Source organism: Pedobacter sp. SAFR-022, from assembly GCF_051965375.1.
GTDB lineage: Bacteria > Bacteroidota > Bacteroidia > Sphingobacteriales > Sphingobacteriaceae > Pedobacter.
In genome coordinates, this window is sequence record NZ_JBQCME010000002.1 from 97,199 (window position 1) to 114,445 (window position 17,247).

The following is a 17,247-nucleotide window of genomic DNA, read 5'->3' on the forward strand; positions in this document are numbered from 1 at the left end:
AAAGTTGGAAACCAAGCAGCGCCTCCAGGATCTTAGCCTACGGGAGTTCCTGGAGCGAACGAGCCGGGAGAGACCCCAGATCACCGGTGGCTGTGTATTGCTCACCAATGCTAGTTTAAATGCCGCGATGATTCTCATGGCGCTGAAGATCAGTCTTAAAAGAAGCAAAGAGCCCGGGCAGGGGCGACAGCTGCGTCAAAAAATAAAGTCCATTTCCAATCTTCAATCCAAACTCATTGAGGCTGCCGCCCGGGACCTGCAGGTGTTCGATGAGTACCGGCTGATACTAAGATCCAAAGCGAAAAACCGGCAGGCGCGCTTAGATCAGGCCTTGCAGAATGCAACAGATTCTTTACTGGACGTATGTAAAACTTTGAAAAAGTGCTCCGTCGACACTGAAGCGGCGAAAGCCATAACCAATCCTACTGTTTTGAGTGATTTAAATGCCGGGCAGATGATCTTTGAAGCTGTTTTCACAGCGTTGATTGCATTAGCTGAAGGTAACATTGCATCTATGCCGGCAGAAGCACAGTCGAAGTATGAACGTTGGAAAGAGGATCTGAAGGCCTCCTAGAATGCTTCGTTGAGCCCCAGGAACAATCCTCTTTTCCCATAGTTACCGAAAGCATAATCCAAACAAAGATTTGTCCGTGTTGCCTTATTGAACAGCACACGTAATCCTGCACCTCCACCTGGTTGCCATTTATCGAAGAGCTTAACGCCACTTTCATCGTTAGCTGTCTGAATGTTAAAGAATGTCACGCCTGCTAAAAACTTGTTTCTTGTAATTGGAAAACGGTATTCCACCTCGGAATTAAAGTATTTGGTGCCTTTGAAATAGGCTATCGTATAACCGCGTCCACTTCTTGCATTTACATCTTTGCCGGGGCCCGGGAGTTCCAGGTAGGGCAGATCGCCACTAACCAGGTAAGAGCCCCAATTCCAAAATGCCAACACGTGATCCGGATTCCGTTTGGAAAGACTCCAGTATTTCCGGAAGTCCGTTGTAAATTGAACTGCATTTTTTGTACTCCCCATCCAGCTTTGATTTAAGCGGAAACCTGCATCAGCATAGATTCCTTTGTATGCACGGTTTTGATTATCCCTTGTGGTGTATTGAACGTTGAACAGTAAGCCATTGGCGCTGTAGCCGCTCCGCTTGAAGCCATGACGGTCCATGTAGATGTTGTATGGTGTTAGTTCCGTGTCGGAGTTACGGTCTTCAACATTACGGCGGATGTCGAACGAAACTCCAGCCCCGAAGAACAAGTTCTCCCTGAGTTGCTTATAAACCTTCTCGCGGAAATTGTAGAATTCACCATGGAGCACGTAAGGTTTGCGATCCGCATTCGTCAATGCCTCATCTTCAGGGCTCGCGGTTGAGCCCTGGCCAATACCGAGCCCGTAATCGGGTGTAACCGTTTTTGCAGCAACCAGACTACCCTGCAGGTTCCATTTGTTGCCGGGGGTGAACACATTGTGGCTTAAGTAAGCATATATAATACCCTTGGTAGTTATGGAAGCCGAGGTTGCAGCGACAGACATCAGGGTGTTCGGATCTTTTCCAAGTACGCGTCCTGCAACGGCCTTTACCCCAATTTGTGCACCGATACTGGGGTTATAGGCTACATTGGGCATTAAGGTGATTCCTGACTTCTTCTTGTAAGGGTTAATCGTTTTATTTGGCGTAAAAATACTCCTAATAGCATCAGCTACATCATATTGTTTGTAGGTTGAATCTGGAGGCCTGATCACCTTTGACCCATCTTTACCCAGTGAATCTGCTTTAAGACTATCAACGGTGGTTTCAACCTGGCTATATACGATAACAGGCAATAGAAATGTAATTAAACAAAGGAGTGTTTTCTTCAAAATACTGATTTTAAAAAAAGAGAACAAACTTCAAACCATTATGGTTTAAGCTGCTTTATGAAGAAATTGACCATTGCCTGGTTGACCTTCATCAGGTTTCCATATTTCATCCAATGATGCGTGTCATCCGGGATTACCAACGTTTCCAGTTCCACACCTTTTTCAGACAACCGTTTGTAGAGATCTATGCTATGGGCAAATGAAACATTGCGGTCATCATCTCCGTGAATCAACAGCACCGGTGATGTCCAGGTTTCCAGATACGCAATGGGCGAGGAGGCCCAGGCGGTTTTGGAAGCTTCCAAATGGTCAGGCGCTTTCTCGTACCGGTTCGGCCCGAGCGAACCATCGCTGTCTTGTGTTCTTTCACTCAGGCTATGAATACTTACACCTGCAGCGAAAAGCTTGGAGTCTTTGGCCAAGGCCATATTGGTGAGGTAACCACCATAGGAGCCGCCGTAAACTCCTATTCTCCTTGCGTCGATATCTTGTTGTGCTGCCAGCCATCGCCCGGCCGCAACAATGTCCTGATATTCTTCAGCACCGTTTTCTCCATTCTTTCCAACCCGTTGAAAAGCATCACCATAACCAATACCCATCCGGTAATTCACGGATAGCACATCAAAGCCCAGACTTGCCAGGTATTGATTGGTCGCATAGGCATTTGAATAATATTCGGAATAGTTCCATCCCAATAACATTTGCCTCGAGGGTCCGCCGTGTATGTAGACGATCGCCGGCTTTTTACCAGCCTTGCGCTTTGCCCTAAAAAGCTGAGCATGTATTTTCTTTCCGTCCGGAGCACTGAAGATCACCTGTTCCGGTGTGACGAGCTGATTGACAGGGAAGGATCCTGGAATGAGTTCTTTTCCCAGGACTTTGGTATTCGTTGAAAAGTTTTTCTTCTGTTCGAGGTTCAATACCGCAGGAAGTGGGGGTTGTTGCCCGATGCTGGTGATAAATGCCAAATGTTTTCCATCCCCTGTGACTGTCGGCGTCCACTCCAGATTAGGACCTTCGCTCAATACTGTCATGCTAGCTCGATCTACCGGCACCCGGGCGATGTGTCTCCGGTCAATATCCTTTGAATCTTTTCCAGTGTTCGCACTGAAGTAAATCTCCGTTCTATCTGCATTCAAATTTACATGCTCAACCATAAAGTTGCCCGGTGTGAGTAGTGTCGGCTCGCCACCATCAGCGCTTAAGCTGTAGAGATGTGACCAGCCGTCGGCTGCCGAAACAAAGATGATACGATCCTTAGCAGCCCAATGCAGGTTACTGCCGCCATGGGTTGCAGGTAAATTACCCGCGAGCGTAGCCGGGGCTTTCCAAAGCTGGGTGGCTCGTTGATCAACAAGGTTGACTTTCCAGATGGACCAGGGCTGGTGCTGAGGTTGAAGCAGTGGCTGAGGCTTACCTCCAATTCCTTCCGTTCGTACAAAGACCAGGCTTTTACCATCAGGCGACCATCTCGGCGATCTGTCGCGATGAAAAGATGGCGCCATCCAGGTGACAGCACTATCGGTGAATTTATAGACACCGATAAATGCATGATCCTGTCGCTGCGCAACAAAGGCAATCGCAGAACCGTCTGGCGCCCATTGCAGATCATTTAGCGGGCCACGTGGCGTAAATAGTAATTTCGCTGGTGCTGTTCCATCCAGGGGAGCGATCCAGGCGGCGCCCTTCCGCATAAAAACCAGTTGCTTTCCGTCAGGTGCAATTGCAGGCTCATCACCTTCGCCAACCCGGATATGCTTTTTTCCGTCGAAGGATACGGCATGGATCTCCACTTTCGGAGGTTCTGCTTTAGCGTTGACATTCACCGGTTCATCATCGTTCCAGTTGGAGCCGTGATCGCCACCTCGTACAAACACGACCCACTGGCCGTCCGGCGTTAACGAGAGACTGCTGATCTCCTGTCCATCATCTTCTAGGTAAGCCGTTAGTTTTCTGGCCTTAAAATCCGGTGCTTCGGCGACATACACATTGCGTTTACCTATTTCGTCCATTGCCCAGGTAATCCTTGAAGTCTTTGCCGAACCGGTTAGTGCGGTTGGAAAAGGATAGTTTCTAACATCTTCGAGTTTGTATTGCTGCGCTTGAGCAGGTGTCGCCAGTATATAGGCAGCTATAAGTATCAGTAACAAAGATCTGGTGTAAACCTTCATGTCAGGTATGTGTAAGGGATGTTTATGGTTGAATTTGTCGTAAATCCTTCTAAAATATCGAAATTCTACTAATCTGTTCTGATTTTTTCATGCAATTAAGCAGAAAAATCCATAATATAGGGTTACCATATCATGTTCTCGCAGTATCATGAGTCACTTTCGCACAATTTGCCTGTCTATTTAATGCTTAAAGTCAAATTATACAATCAACCAACCATCAATCAAACCTAAATTATCATTATGAAAAGAAAGTTTACGCTATGTATTCTACCCATTCTCTTCTTCTGTGCTTCTGCTGTGCTTGCACAAACCAGGGATATAAGTGGTAAAGTTTCCCAGGCCGACAACGGTGCTGCTCTACCCGGAGTAGTGGTCAAAGTCAAAGGCAGTTCGACAGCAGTCTCAACCAACAATGCGGGGGATTACCAAATCAAAGTGCCTTCAGGAAATGTGACACTTACTTTCAGTTACGTGGGCTTCGTGTCTCAAGACATTGTTGTTGGTAACCAGTCGCGCATCAATGTTTCGCTCGCTACTGCTTCGCAGGAATTAAATGAGGTAGTAGTTACGGCTTTGGGGATTAAGCGCGAGGAGCGCTCACTGGCCTACACTGCTCAAAGCATTAAAGGTCCGGAATTGACCCAAAACAGGCAGAGCAATGTCGTGAACGCCATTCAGGGTAAAGTTGCCGGTGTAACCATCAGCAGTACCGGTGGTGCTCCTGGGCAGGGTGCACGTATTCAGATCCGCGGGGTGAACTCGATAGACCCCAGTCGCGACAACCATCCATTGTTTGTCATAGACGGCATATTCATGGATAACAGTACATCCACCCAGGGCTCAGGTGCATACGGAATGAGTAACCGTGCAGTGGACATCAATCCAGATGATATTGAATCCATGAACATCCTGCGTGGGGGTGCCGCAACAGCACTTTACGGTTTAAGGGGTGCGAACGGAGTAGTTGTGATCACAACCAAATCAGGACGAGCAGGCACCATAAAGATTGATTATCAGGGTACCTTTGGCCTGGAGAACGTAAACACCATGCCTGAGCTGCAGAATAAGTTTACGCAAGGCTGGAGAGGGGAATACAATGCTGAAGACTTCTGGCCATCCTGGGGTCCAACCGTCGCTGAAGGGATTGCAGAAGACCCTAGCCATCCTGCGCAGCTCTATAATCATATGAGAGATGCTTTTCAAACCGGCAGTCAGTACCGCAATGGTATCACCGTGTCTGGAGGATCCGAAAAGATGACCTTTCTAACCTCGGTATCTCAACTGCAACATAACGGTATTCTGCCTTCCACCAATTTTAAAAACTATCAAGGACGATTAAACACCACTTTTAAACCGAGCGAGAAATTTGATGCAGGTGCTTCCATTAGTGTAAATAATTCCGGGGGGCGTCGCTATAATGCAGGCAGATATATCGAACAACTGATCTACTGGTCGCCACGGCATGATGTAAATGACTATCTGGAAGAGAATGGAACCATGCGTTCTTATGGTTCGACAACCAACCCGAGGTACCTAGCGGAATCACAGCATTTCAAAGATGACGTAATGCGCTTCATCGGGAGTGCCAACGCATCTTATCAACCTTTCAAATGGCTGAATCTAAGTTACCGGGCTGGACTCGATACCTACCGGGATAACAGGCTAATGACCGCTCCTGGCGCCCAAGGGCTTGTTGGTGAACGGCTGGTGGAAGATAATGGTACTCCGGCATTTCCGGGAATGGGCCTGGTTAGTAACTATAGTGACAACTTCAGAAGCATTAACAGTACTTTCATTGCGAGCTTAACCCATAGTTTTTCCACGGACTTCTCCGGTACCTTACGTCTTGGTCATGATTTGTACGACAGAAAGATCTACCGGAACAGTACAGAAGGATCTAATCTAACCGTTTTCAATTGGTACAATCTAGGCAATGCAAAATTCCTGACGGGGAACACTTATGAAGAAGATTATCGTTTGATGGGGATTTTCGGCGAGCTTTCCCTGAATTATAAGGATTATCTATACCTGACCCTCACCGGTAGAAATGATATTACCTCATCTTTGGTGCGGCCCAACAACTCCTTTTTTTATCCTTCTGCCAGTTTGAGCTACATTTTCTCTGATCACATTAAACTTCCGGAGGTGATCAGCAATGCGAAATTTAAGTTCTCTTATGCACAAATTGGAAAAGATGCAGGCGCCTATTCCACCAGTAGAGGCTTCGCTAATTACACCGGGTTGCCGACAGGCTATACAGGATTCACCCGTCCGAACCTTTTAGGTGATCCAAATTTAAGACCAGAATTCACCGATACCTATGAAGGTGGTTTTAGCTTTAAATTCTTCGCAGGCAGGTTAGGCCTTGATGCAAACTACTATCATTCCCTAAGTAAAGATCAGATCATCAATGTGCCGATTTCCTCAACCACGGGGTATGTTACCGCTGCCGTAAACGCGGGCACGATGCGGAACAAAGGTATCGAGCTAACCTTATCCGGTACACCGGTAAAAAAGGAGAACTTTAGCTGGGAGACAACATTGAACTTTTCAGCAAACCGCAATAAGATCATTTCCTTACGCTCGGATCTTTCAGAGATCAATGCCGCAAACGAACATGGATATCTAAATGCCCGCGTTACCATGAAATTGGTTCCTGGTGAGGCATACGGAACCTTGTACGGCACCGAGTATAAGCGTTACTTCAGTCCTGATGAAATTGCAGCAGGGCTGGACAAATCTACGAACGCCAGCGATCCCTCCAGACCATTGTTGATCAGCGCAACTGGATTTCCAATCATCGGCGCAGCAGCAGACCAGAAAAAGCTGGGTAACATTCAACCCGATTGGATCGGCGGATGGAACAACACATTCCGTTACAAGGACTGGACATTAAACTTCTTGTTTGATGCCCGTATTGGTCAGGATCGATATAACCAGCTGGCCAACTACTATTCTGCTTTCGGAATGGCCAAGTACACCGAAAACCGTACAGAACATCGTGTATTTGAAGGTTTACTTGCAGATGGATCCCCGAACACCAGGGAGGTATGGCTAGGTCAGGGGGTTGATCCAGCGACCGGCATTGACTATGGAGATGGTTTTTACCGCCTTGTTCACAGAGGGGTATCAGAGACCTTCGTTGAAGACGCATCATGGGTGCGCTTACGGTCGCTCTCCATTGGCTATTCACTGCCTAAAAAATGGCTCAGCAATGGCTTCGTGAAAAATGTAAATATGTCTGTAACCGGAAACAATCTGATCCTGTGGACCAAGTATGACGGTTTCGATCCGGAGAGTTCTACTACAAACAGCGGTTCTAATATTGAGGGATTTGCTGGTATGACTTACCCTGCAGTAAGAAGCTTCCTGTTCTCACTTAATGTTGGCTTTTAAATCTAGAAACATGAAAAGAAATTATAAAATAGCATTTTACTTTCTCCTGGTTGTGATCGTCGGGTCTGGTCAGGGATGTAAGAAGTACTTCGAATTGAACGAAAATCCCAATCAGGTGCAGAATCCACCGTTAAATGCACTACTATCCACCGCAACACAGAAAGCAGGATTAAACAGCCAGCGTTTTGCTGCATTTAACAACTACTATGTACAATACCTGGCGAGTCCAACCTCTGGCAGTAACACAGACACCTACCAGATCACGGATAATTCAAGTGAGTGGGATAATGCCTATTATGCCATGGCTGATTTGAACGATATGATCACGCGTGCTGAAAGTTCGGGAGCTACAGAACACCTGGGTGTCGCACAGTTGCTGATGGCATTCAATCTGGGTTTAGTAAATGATACCTGGGGTAGTGGACCGTACTCAGATGCATTTGGAACCAAGGGCAATCTTACGCCCAGCTATGACTCGGAAGAGGCGCTATATCAAACAGCACTCAGCTTGATCAATGAGAGCATTGCGAATCTTCAGAAGACAACTGCTACCCAGCAACTTGATGCAGCCTCTGATCTGATACATGGCGGCGATCGTGCAGCCTGGTTGAAAACTGCCTATGCGATTCAGGCAAGGTTTCTGAACAAGATCTCCAAAAAAGCGAGTTATAACCCTGCAGCTGTACTTACTGCAGTTGACAATTCCTATCAGTCTAATACTGATGATGCAGGTATGGCGGTCTTTTCCGGTGTTAACCCCTGGGCACAGATAGCCATTAATAACGCAGGTGCTTTACTTGGCGGATGGCTGTCCGACAATTTTGTGAATCATATGAACGGCACGAAATACGGTATGCTTGATCCAAGGATCTCGCATATCACCGACAAGACGGTAAACAATGATTATAAGGGAACCCGAAATGGCGCCGGAAACTTAGGTCCGGCACCGAGTACCGTCTTTGATGAAAATTATATCAGTTTAATTTCACCTTTGAGCAACCGGACATCTCCATTGTATCTGGTGACTTTTGCGGAGCTAAAGTTCGTAGAAGCAGAGGCTGCTTTCCGCTCGGGCCCTGCGGGACGTACCAGGGCGTATGCGGCATATCTAGCCGGTATCCGCGCGAGCATGGATAAATTCCAGGTGAGCACAGCTGAACGTGAAGCTTATATCGCTAATCCTGTAGTGGGTGTAGGGGAAGCCAACCTGACCTTAGATTTGATCTTTAAAGAAAAATATGCAGCGACCTATTTAAGCCCTGAGGCATGGAATGATGCCAGGAGATATGATTACCAATATAAAGATTTCCGCTTGCCAGAAGGTGCGGTCCTAAGTGATCCAATCAGGCGCGTTGCTTATCCAACAGGAGAAAGATCAAAAAATGGTTCCAACGTTCCTGCTGATGTTTCCCTAGACACGCCATTATGGTGGGATCAACCTTAATCCGGGCGGGGCACCTGGCTCCGCTCTTAATTGTATTTACCATGAATATCTGCAAAGGACAAGTTCAGGACACCTCCGGGTTGGTACAATTACGTGAACAGGTGTTTGATGAAATTAAACCCTATCCCTCCGGGCAATTTGGAATCGCTTTCAAGGATCTGCAATCGGGGGCGACTTTCTTTTTCAATGAGAACAGTGTCTTTCATGCGGCCAGTACGATGAAAACCCCTGTTATGGCAGAGGTGTTCGCACAGGCTGAGGCTGGTAAATTCAGGCTTGAAGACGAGGTGCTTGTGTACAATGAGTTTACGAGTATCGCTGATGGAACCAAGTACAGCGTGAATGTAGCTGACGATAGCGAGCAGGAACTGTATCAGCAGGTTGGATCCGGTATACCGATTTCGGAACTTATATATCGTATGATTACCAAGAGCAGTAATCTGGCAACGAATATACTCATCGATAAGGTAGGTGCAAGCGCAGTCAATCAGACCATGCGTAATATGGGTGCTAGGCACATTTCAATTTTACGCGGGGTTGAAGATCAGAAAGCTTTTGACAAGGGCATGAATAATATGGTTACGGCAAAGGACCTGATGCTTTTGTTTGAACAGATTGCTTTGGAAGAACTGGTAAGTCAGCAAGCCAGCAAGCAGATGGTATCCATACTCATGCAGCAACACCTGAAAGGGGCTATTCCGGCGAAGCTCCCATCAGGTGTTCGTGTTGCTAATAAAACAGGATCCATCACGCGTGTGCTGAATGATTCGGGCATCGTTTTCCTGCCGGACGGCAGGAAATACGTGCTTATCTTATTATCAAGCGGACTCGAACCGGAGCCAGCGATGAAGGTACTATCTAATATTTCCTTATATTTCTATGAACATATGGTGCCCAGGTAGTACTTACTTGGGCTCCATACTTGTTCCCTCAGCGGGATACTTAATGGTGTCCTTGAGTTCCATAATTTTCTCAGGGCTGAAGTTTGGAATCTGCAGATCTCCTGCTTCACGCCATGCTCGAACCCTGGATTCTGCATCTTTGGTTTTCTCTTCGGACACACCAGTGTCTTTTGCGAAATAAATGGTTTGTGAAGGAAATGCAAAGCCAGTTCCTGAAGCCTCTACAACTTCCATAAAGCGCAGGTATAGATCCTCCTGTACTTCAAGAAACTCATCATTGCTAATCGTCTTTATATACGACCAGACCTCTAACTTTAAGGAATCTGGCGCAAAACCTGTGAAGCGGATCCTAGGGCCGGAATCTATTTTCGGATGAGCAAACAGGATGGCACGGAGTTCCACAAGTAAGTATCGTAATTGCTCCGGGGTAGTTTCATACCTCAAACCGAGCGTAGGATTAAACAGGAATTTATCCCGTGGTGCGAAGTTTTCGATCTTAAGGGATGACAGTTCTCCATTTGGAATGCTGACAACCGTGCGCCCAAGTGTACGTATTTTGGTGGTACGCATTCCGATTTGCTCCACCGTACCTAAGACGCCTCCTGCAAGGCAGAAGTCGCCAACACGTACAGGATGATCGGCGATCAATGTGACGCTGCCAACGAAGTTCTCCACGGTCTTCTGTGTACCCAGGGCGATAGCGATACCACCAATACCCAGTGCGGTAAGCCAGGTCGTGACATCCCAGCCGAAGGTATCCAGGATAATGATACTTCCGAATATCACTAGAGCAACCTTAGCTGCTCTTCGCAGGAAGAGGAGTGCGGATACTCCGGATTGATTGCCATGATGAAGCATTCGTTTCTCCACCAGTCTGGTGATGAAATCAAGTAATTGCCACAGCAACAACAGGAATGCAACCACACCGACGATTAAAGTAAGATCGGTTAGCCGTTGCCGCACGATGATGGATATGCCAGCGGCTCGACTTGCCACAACAAATAACCATACCGCCAGGTAGAGCCTTATTGGGAGGACAAAAGATTGGATAATACCAGCGGTAGCTTCTGTTCTCGCCCTATGCCATACCAGGGGAATGATGTACACCAAGAACCTGATGATTAAACCAGCAAGGATGTATGATAGTACAACAATTAATACCATGGCTAGCCAATGTGCCACTGGGACACCGCCCCATTCTGTTTCCTCTAGAAAACCTGGAGATACTTGCTCTACCATGGTTGTATTTTGTACTACGGCAGTATCTATCGGCACGCGTTGAATGGTTTGGGATGAAAACAGCCAGATGGGGCCGCCTGTAGTGTCTGTAATACTTTCCAATATCAGATCAAAGCTTTCTCCATTAATGGTCGCTGCACCAATGCGGTCCTGATTCGGACCAAGATTATCATCCTGCTGGCCAGTTCCATTGTCGCTGATCCAGGAATAAGGATATATGTTGCCCTTGTCCAGCAGCACCTGGAGCGCTTTTGCAACCTTAACACTGTCTGGACTGTCTTTTAGTTTGGTGTCCAGGTTCAGGTAGTTTGCAGCAATTTTATATTGCTCTCTTGCAGCAGCTTTGATGAAGCCCTCTACTGTTCCTCTCGGATTTCGCCTCCCTAATGAATCCGGGGGATAAACAACTGCTGCTTGTTTCGCTGCAGTATCAGGCTGAAGCAGTTCTGCTTGTGCCTGTGCCTCCAGCTGCAGCATCAGCAACATCCAAATAAACAACCCTGTATGCCGCAGAAAAATTGAAAATGATGTTTTAAGTTTTAAACAGCTTGCAGTTTGATTCTTAGTTTCAGTCATTTTTACTTTTTATATATTATTGTTCGGTTTTCCTTCGATCCATGGTTTCCATTACATTTTCAGGTCGAATATCTTGTGCGAGTTCCTCCAGCTCTGGATGGTACGCGTCTTCAATGTCCATCTTTTTGGCGATTGCCCTTACCATCGTAATCAGATGTGTTACTTCATGTTCAGAGAGTAAGCCAACTTGCAGGTCCAGATCAGCTCGTTTGTCGGCCTGTATGGATGCACGATTTTGACTGATCAGCACAAAGGTGGAAAGGAAGATTGCTTCAACAGAAGCGAACATCGCAAGCACCACGAAAGACTTATCGAAAGGAGGGAGGCCAAGCCAGCCCAAATTCCAGATGATCCAAATTCCAAAGAGACACAGATGGATATAAACGAAGGCCATGCTGCCTGCAAAGCGGGTGATCATGTCAGCTATTCTATCCTGCGCAGACTTATGCTGCTCCTCCTGCTTGCGTTGCTCTAGCAGTGAGGCGATATTTCGCTCCACAATTTCCGCCATGTGAGGCTGCGTGCCACTCTGTTTGTTGTTGTTTTCCATATGCTACCTTCCCTTATTAATGCCCGCAACTGCCAAAATGTTTGAGTTTACAGTATCCGTTCTTTCTTTCCAGAGGCAATGCTCCGGTAAATGGCATCAATGTATCCGGCGATGCCGCTGTAGCCGTAAGCAGGGCCCAGGCCGAACTTGCCGTTCTTTGCTTTTACATCCAAAAAGCTAATGTTTGAACTATAGCTTGATTTACCCTTCGCGATCAGCCCCCCTGGAAACTCAAGTTCCCAATTAATAGTGTCATCCACCTCTTTGAACAATACCGGATCGGTTTTAGTTTCCTTAGCATTAACAAAGACGGGTTCCATGCCGGTCGTATACCGCGCCGCCTGTATTCTGCTCGGGAATGTTGTACCGCTTTGACCAACTGTCGGCTTTTGCAGGCGTTCCTGTAACAATCCCTGCCAGGTAGCAGTTGTTGGTTTGCTGCAGTGCCGGGGCAAGTTGTCCTGTGCTATAACCGCCTAGCCCTACCAGTGCTATGCCCAGTTTCTTTCCTTCCTTTTCGGGAAAACAAGATCCTATTGCAATCAAGGCTGGCGCGAGTGTGAGTGCGCCAACGCCATAGCCTACGCTCTTGATAAATGTCCTGCGACTTGCCTTGTTTTTTTTCGTATTCATGTGTCGGGAATTATGTTTAACAACTTAGTTTTTCTGCGTACCAGATAACCTCCTTTGTTGCTCAGCAGCCTGGATGCTGAGCAATTTTGAACTATAACTAAAAATAAAATGCGCAACAAACAGTTGGCCATAAAAGCCTTTATAATTCACCAGCTTAGATAGACCTGCTGATTTAAACAGGTATCTCCAGGTAAACACTGCCAGAATGCCGCTTAATGCACCAAACACAGTGATCCCGAACCAAACATGCTTAGCGGGGTAGCGTTTTAGCATCGCAGTGAATACCAGGTACCAGGTGATTCCCAGCACATAATGCCCCAGCCAGCCAGCTGGTTTTGACAGGCGAGGGGCTAAGAATGGCAAATAGGAATTTATAATTTTAGCAAGCAGTACCGGCTCACTATAGTTCTTGTTGTTTAGTCTACCGACCAGGTAGCTAAATGCAGTCATAATACTGGTGCTTGCGACACCCGGTATAACAAATTTTAATAAAGATCTAGAAGAAACAGACTTCATGGCGGTGCACATTTTTTTAAAACACCTGGTTTCGCTAAATGTTGTCTTGAAAAAGGATAAGAATGGTAGAACTATTAGATGGGTTTCCGGCACATGTTGCAGCTTATAGGGCAGAAGGGAAAGTGAATGATCAGGAGTATCAGGAGGTCGTTATGTGTAGGGTGGACGAGGTTGCTGCCAAGTTCGGGAAAGTGAATTTTCTCGTACTGCTTGAAACGGATTTTCAGAACTATAGCATCCCAGCTTTTTTGGATTATCTCAAGATCAGCTTCAAACATTTTAGCAGCTGGGAACGAATGGCAATTGTAACAGACCAGAAAATTGTTGAAAAGGCATATGATATGCTCAGCCCCTTTGTGCATGGTGAAATCCGGGGCTTTGAGATCAAGGATTTCGAGGATGCAAAAACATGGGTTTCCGGTCCTCTGAATCATGCTTAATCGATGATTTGGAAAACCGGTAAAATATTTTTGGAAACATCGCCTAAAGTTCAATAACTTCAAACCAACTAGTGCTCAATTTGTTAAACTTTAAAACCTTTTGTTATGATTGAACCGACTAACAACAGCCACAACACTTCACCAAACAACAAAACTCCAGAGCAGAGTGATGCAGGTGGAGGAACCAATATCCTCACGACACGTCAGGGACACCCGATTTACGACAATCAAAATACCCGTACGGTTGGGAATCGTGGTCCGGCTACGCTGGAAAACTATCAGTTTCTGGAAAAAATGTCGCACTTCGACCGTGAGCGGGTACCGGAACGTGTAGTACATGCGAGAGGTGCAGGTGCACACGGTATCTTCGAAGCATATGGAACCCTGGGAGATGAACATATTTCAAAATATACCCGTGCTAAATTCCTTCAGGAAAAAGGAAAGATCACGCCCTTGTTCGTGCGCTTTTCCTCTGTAATACACGGTGGACATTCACCCGAGACATTGCGTGACCCCCGTGGTTTCGCGGTAAAAATGTACACAGAAGATGGAAACTGGGATCTTGTCGGTAACAACCTCAAGATCTTCTTTATTCGTGACGCCATAAAGTTCCCGGATTTTATTCATGCTTTTAAGCCAGATCCGGTAACGAATATTCAAAGTCCGGTACGGCAGTTTGATTTCATCAGTAACTCACCCGAAACCTTACATATGGTAACTTTCCTGTTTTCTCCATGGGGAATTCCGGCTACCTACCGCCACATGCAGGGCTCAGGTGTCAATACCTATAAGTGGGTTAATAGCGACGGAGTGGGCGTGCTCGTGAAATACCATTGGGAGCCACTGCAGGGCATCAAAAATCTGACCTCGGCACAGGCATCTGAAATCCAGGGCAAGAACTTCAACCACGCCACTCAGGACCTATATGAAGCAATCGAACGCGGAGAGTATCCAGAATGGGAACTTAACGTTCAGATCATGGAAGATGGTGAACATCCTGAACTGGATTTCGATCCTCTTGATGATACGAAGCTATGGCCACGCGAACAGTTCCCATGGTACCCGGTTGGTAAGATGACGCTGAATAGAAATCCAGTTAACTATTTCGCTGAGGTGGAACAGTCAGCATTCGGTACAGGCGTACTGGTGGATGGATTGGATTTCTCAGACGATAAGATGTTGCAGGGAAGAACATTCTCCTACTCCGATACGCAGCGCTACCGCGTAGGAACAAACTACCTGCAATTGCCTATTAACTCGCCGCGTAAACATGTTGCAACTAACCAGCGTGATGGTCAGATGGCTTTCTATCAGGATATCGCTAAGGGTACTAACCCGCATGTAAATTATGAGCCATCAAGCATGAACGGTCTGAAAGAGGCCGTACGTCCTGGCAAAGATCATACACCATATTACCAGGCGGCTTTGGTTAGGCAACGTATCGACCGGGAGAACAATTTCAAGCAGGCTGGTGAAACTTACCGGAACTTCGAAGAATGGGAAAGAGAAGAACTGATCTCGAACCTGGTTGGGGGCATCTCGGCATGTGAACAGCACATTCAGGACAAGATGGTAGAGTTGTTCACGCAATGTGACGAAGATTATGGCAGACGTGTTGCAGAAGGCTTGAAAATGAAGGCAGAAATGATGTCCAAGGAAAAAGCGAGTTTCGTTGAGGAAAATGCTTCTGAAGGCATCGACCAGGCAAACACGGATTCTACGGAAGCAAGACCTTACTAAACGGATTCATGGAAAACTTGAATAATGAACTATTTGGCGCAGTAAGAACAGGTGATCTCGCCACACTTAAAGAACTAATATCAAATGGTGCTGATGTAAATGCAGTGGATGCGCGGGGTTTTACCCCGCTCATCGTTGCTTCCTACAACGAACAACTGGAGGCCACGCAGCTCCTGCTGGATGCTGGCGCAGATGTAAATGCCTATGATGCCGGCGGCAATACCGCCCTTATGGGCGTTTGTTTTAAAGGCTATTTGCCGATTGCCAAATTATTGCTGTCCTACGGTGCCGATGTCAATCTTCAGCATGGGAATGGCGGAACCGCTTTAATGTTTGCGACCCTGTTTGGCAGAAACGATCTCGTGCGCCTGGTAATGGAATACGGCGCGGATCTGTCCATTAAGGATAATCGTGGACTAAGCGCGCTGGACTTGGCTGTGCAACAGGGAAATCCTGATGCGGTGCTGATCATGGAGGAATACATGAATATCTAACATTTAAGAAGCAGGGCACGCACATGGCTGAGCATATTAAATTGCGGCATTGTGGAACCATGGAGGTCTACAATAAGCAGGTTGAAACCTTCCCCGAATACCGGAGAGCACAGGCTGAAATTGAAAATGAGGTCGCCACGCTGTTGGAAAGCAAGCGGTTTTTCAGACTTAGTACGCCCGTCGTTATCGATGTCGTTGTTCATGTCTTGTACCATACGGAAGAGGAAAATATTTCCGATGCGCAGATCTTGAGTCAAATTGAAGTGCTCAATAGAGATTTTCGCTCCCGTAATGAAGACGTAAGCCGCGTTCCGGAGGTATGGCAGCCACTCGTGGCCGATACCAATATTGAGTTTAGGTTGGCGGAACAAGACTCAGCGGGTTTGGAGACTACCGGAATTACGCGGACCAATACAACTGTGCAGGTCTTTGGAACAGACGACGCCATGAAGGCAACAGCCAGCGGTGGTATAGATCCTTGGCCAACAAATCGTTTCCTGAATATCTGGGTTTGTAATTTGGGCGAATCACTGCTTGGTTATGCACAGTTTCCAGGTGGACCGGCAGAAACGGATGGTGTTGTTGTCGATTACCGTGCTTTTGGAACAACCGGTACGGCCAGAGCGCCCTTCAATTATGGTCGAACCACCACCCACGAAATTGGCCATTACCTGAATTTATCTCACATCTTCGGCGATGGTAGAGGGAACAGCTGTTCAGATACCGACTATGTGAACGACACACCCAACCAACTCGGCCCGAATTATCAAAAACCCACTTTTCCTTCGATTTCCTGTAACAATGGGCCAAACGGAGATATGTTTATGAACTATATGGATTATGTGGATGATGATTCCATGTTCATGTTTACAGAAGGGCAAGCCGCAAGAATGAATGCAACGATATCTGGCCCGAGAGCGGGTTTAATCCAAAGAACATCCTGAGAACATGGCTGTGGTTAGTAAGGATGTGATCAGCAAACATTGGGTACATTCTTTTGAAGAAGATAACCATGAGGAATTTGTGTATCGCCCGCATGGCTTTGACTTTCCACGGTCCAGAGGCAGGCGGGCACTTGATCTTCAGCCCAGTGGTAAGATTCTGGATTTAAGCCCCGGCAGAAATGATCTACCAGGCCAGGTTGAAGGAGACTGGGACATTGAAGATGAAGCCCTGGTAATCCATTATACCGATGGAACAGGAGAACGTTTAAATATTAAAGAGGTAACACCGGGAAAACTTGTCATCAGGAAATCCTGATATGGAGGAAGCGC

At 46.8% G+C, this 17,247-nt stretch carries 16 protein-coding genes; 9 read left to right on the forward strand and 7 right to left on the reverse strand.

The window, feature by feature from the left end; all coding sequences use genetic code 11:
* Positions 1–4: 4 nt before the first annotated feature.
* The gene (locus ACTHQF_RS06230; protein ID WP_440429074.1) at positions 5–574 is read left to right on the forward strand and encodes a cyclodeaminase/cyclohydrolase family protein; all 570 of its coding nucleotides are present in this window, start codon (positions 5–7) and stop codon (positions 572–574) included.
* Here ACTHQF_RS06230 and ACTHQF_RS06235 read toward each other — a convergent pair.
* Positions 571–1,872: a BamA/TamA family outer membrane protein gene (locus tag ACTHQF_RS06235; protein ID WP_440429075.1), complete on the reverse strand. Its 1,302-nt coding sequence runs from the start codon at positions 1,870–1,872 to the stop codon at positions 571–573. The genes ACTHQF_RS06230 and ACTHQF_RS06235 overlap by 4 nt on opposite strands.
* A 38-nt stretch (positions 1,873–1,910) precedes the next feature.
* Entirely contained in the window at positions 1,911–4,043 is a 2,133-nt protein-coding gene (locus tag ACTHQF_RS06240; protein WP_440429076.1) for a S9 family peptidase, read from the reverse strand.
* Between the two features lie 240 nt (positions 4,044–4,283).
* Between ACTHQF_RS06240 and ACTHQF_RS06245 the strand changes: the two genes are divergently transcribed.
* From ACTHQF_RS06245 to ACTHQF_RS06255, 3 genes are read left to right on the forward strand one after another with little or no spacing between them, the layout of a single operon-like run.
* Positions 4,284–7,439, forward strand: a complete 3,156-nt coding sequence (locus tag ACTHQF_RS06245; RefSeq protein WP_440429078.1) for a SusC/RagA family TonB-linked outer membrane protein — start codon at positions 4,284–4,286, stop codon at positions 7,437–7,439.
* A gap of 10 nt (positions 7,440–7,449) precedes the next feature.
* On the forward strand, positions 7,450–8,883 hold the full coding sequence (locus ACTHQF_RS06250; protein ID WP_440429079.1) for a SusD/RagB family nutrient-binding outer membrane lipoprotein: 1,434 nt from the start codon (positions 7,450–7,452) through the stop codon (positions 8,881–8,883).
* 41 nt (positions 8,884–8,924) lie between these two features.
* On the forward strand, positions 8,925–9,785 hold the full coding sequence (locus ACTHQF_RS06255) for a serine hydrolase (RefSeq protein WP_440429080.1): 861 nt from the start codon (positions 8,925–8,927) through the stop codon (positions 9,783–9,785).
* 3 nt (positions 9,786–9,788) lie between these two features.
* On the opposite strand, the gene ACTHQF_RS06260 is transcribed toward ACTHQF_RS06255, so the two are convergent.
* The 5 genes from ACTHQF_RS06260 to ACTHQF_RS06280 are packed head-to-tail and all read right to left on the reverse strand — an operon-like array spanning position 9,789 to position 13,233.
* On the reverse strand, positions 9,789–11,600 hold the full coding sequence (locus tag ACTHQF_RS06260) for a mechanosensitive ion channel family protein (RefSeq protein ID WP_440429082.1): 1,812 nt from the start codon (positions 11,598–11,600) through the stop codon (positions 9,789–9,791).
* A 16-nt stretch (positions 11,601–11,616) separates the two neighbouring features.
* A complete protein-coding gene (locus tag ACTHQF_RS06265; protein WP_440429083.1) occupies positions 11,617–12,150 on the reverse strand; it encodes a DUF1003 domain-containing protein in 534 nt (177 codons plus the stop codon).
* A gap of 47 nt (positions 12,151–12,197) precedes the next feature.
* Positions 12,198–12,470: a hypothetical protein gene (locus tag ACTHQF_RS06270; RefSeq protein WP_440429085.1), complete on the reverse strand. Its 273-nt coding sequence runs from the start codon at positions 12,468–12,470 to the stop codon at positions 12,198–12,200.
* Entirely contained in the window at positions 12,451–12,783 is a 333-nt protein-coding gene (locus ACTHQF_RS06275) for a hypothetical protein (RefSeq protein ID WP_440429087.1), read from the reverse strand. The genes ACTHQF_RS06270 and ACTHQF_RS06275 overlap by 20 nt, the downstream gene beginning before the upstream one ends.
* Positions 12,784–12,807: 24 nt before the next feature.
* Entirely contained in the window at positions 12,808–13,233 is a 426-nt protein-coding gene (locus ACTHQF_RS06280) for a hypothetical protein (RefSeq protein ID WP_440429089.1), read from the reverse strand.
* Positions 13,234–13,361: 128 nt separating this feature from the next.
* Here ACTHQF_RS06280 and ACTHQF_RS06285 point away from each other — a divergent pair, with 128 nt between their 5' ends.
* From ACTHQF_RS06285 to ACTHQF_RS06305, 5 genes are all read left to right on the forward strand, one after another.
* Positions 13,362–13,739: an STAS/SEC14 domain-containing protein gene (locus tag ACTHQF_RS06285; RefSeq protein WP_440429091.1), complete on the forward strand. Its 378-nt coding sequence runs from the start codon at positions 13,362–13,364 to the stop codon at positions 13,737–13,739.
* 105 nt (positions 13,740–13,844) lie between these two features.
* Complete coding sequence (locus tag ACTHQF_RS06290) at positions 13,845–15,479, forward strand: catalase (protein WP_440429093.1); 1,635 nt, start codon at positions 13,845–13,847, stop codon at positions 15,477–15,479.
* Positions 15,480–15,487: 8 nt separating this feature from the next.
* A complete protein-coding gene (locus ACTHQF_RS06295; protein WP_440429095.1) occupies positions 15,488–15,973 on the forward strand; it encodes an ankyrin repeat domain-containing protein in 486 nt (161 codons plus the stop codon).
* A gap of 23 nt (positions 15,974–15,996) precedes the next feature.
* Positions 15,997–16,917: a zinc metalloprotease gene (locus ACTHQF_RS06300; RefSeq protein ID WP_440429097.1), complete on the forward strand. Its 921-nt coding sequence runs from the start codon at positions 15,997–15,999 to the stop codon at positions 16,915–16,917.
* 4 nt (positions 16,918–16,921) lie between these two features.
* Positions 16,922–17,233, forward strand: a complete 312-nt coding sequence (locus tag ACTHQF_RS06305; RefSeq protein ID WP_440429099.1) for a lipocalin family protein — start codon at positions 16,922–16,924, stop codon at positions 17,231–17,233.
* Positions 17,234–17,247 lie beyond the last annotated feature (14 nt).

Excerpts from the sequence above, each read along its gene's own strand:
- ACTHQF_RS06240 (WP_440429076.1), bottom strand. The coding sequence starts at position 4,043 with ATGAAGGTTTACACCAGATCTTTGTTACTGATACTTATAGCTGCCTAT.
- ACTHQF_RS06245 (WP_440429078.1), top strand. The coding sequence starts at position 4,284 with ATGAAAAGAAAGTTTACGCTATGTATTCTACCCATTCTCTTCTTCTGT.
- ACTHQF_RS06250 (WP_440429079.1), top strand. The coding sequence starts at position 7,450 with ATGAAAAGAAATTATAAAATAGCATTTTACTTTCTCCTGGTTGTGATC.
- ACTHQF_RS06255 (WP_440429080.1), top strand. The coding sequence starts at position 8,925 with ATGAATATCTGCAAAGGACAAGTTCAGGACACCTCCGGGTTGGTACAA.
- ACTHQF_RS06260 (WP_440429082.1), bottom strand. The coding sequence starts at position 11,600 with ATGACTGAAACTAAGAATCAAACTGCAAGCTGTTTAAAACTTAAAACA.
- ACTHQF_RS06265 (WP_440429083.1), bottom strand. The coding sequence starts at position 12,150 with ATGGAAAACAACAACAAACAGAGTGGCACGCAGCCTCACATGGCGGAA.
- ACTHQF_RS06270 (WP_440429085.1), bottom strand. The coding sequence starts at position 12,470 with ATGGAACCCGTCTTTGTTAATGCTAAGGAAACTAAAACCGATCCGGTA.
- ACTHQF_RS06275 (WP_440429087.1), bottom strand. The coding sequence starts at position 12,783 with ATGAATACGAAAAAAAACAAGGCAAGTCGCAGGACATTTATCAAGAGC.
- ACTHQF_RS06280 (WP_440429089.1), bottom strand. The coding sequence starts at position 13,233 with ATGACTGCATTTAGCTACCTGGTCGGTAGACTAAACAACAAGAACTAT.
- ACTHQF_RS06285 (WP_440429091.1), top strand. The coding sequence starts at position 13,362 with ATGGTAGAACTATTAGATGGGTTTCCGGCACATGTTGCAGCTTATAGG.
- ACTHQF_RS06290 (WP_440429093.1), top strand. The coding sequence starts at position 13,845 with ATGATTGAACCGACTAACAACAGCCACAACACTTCACCAAACAACAAA.
- ACTHQF_RS06295 (WP_440429095.1), top strand. The coding sequence starts at position 15,488 with ATGGAAAACTTGAATAATGAACTATTTGGCGCAGTAAGAACAGGTGAT.
- ACTHQF_RS06300 (WP_440429097.1), top strand. The coding sequence starts at position 15,997 with ATGGCTGAGCATATTAAATTGCGGCATTGTGGAACCATGGAGGTCTAC.
- ACTHQF_RS06305 (WP_440429099.1), top strand. The coding sequence starts at position 16,922 with ATGGCTGTGGTTAGTAAGGATGTGATCAGCAAACATTGGGTACATTCT.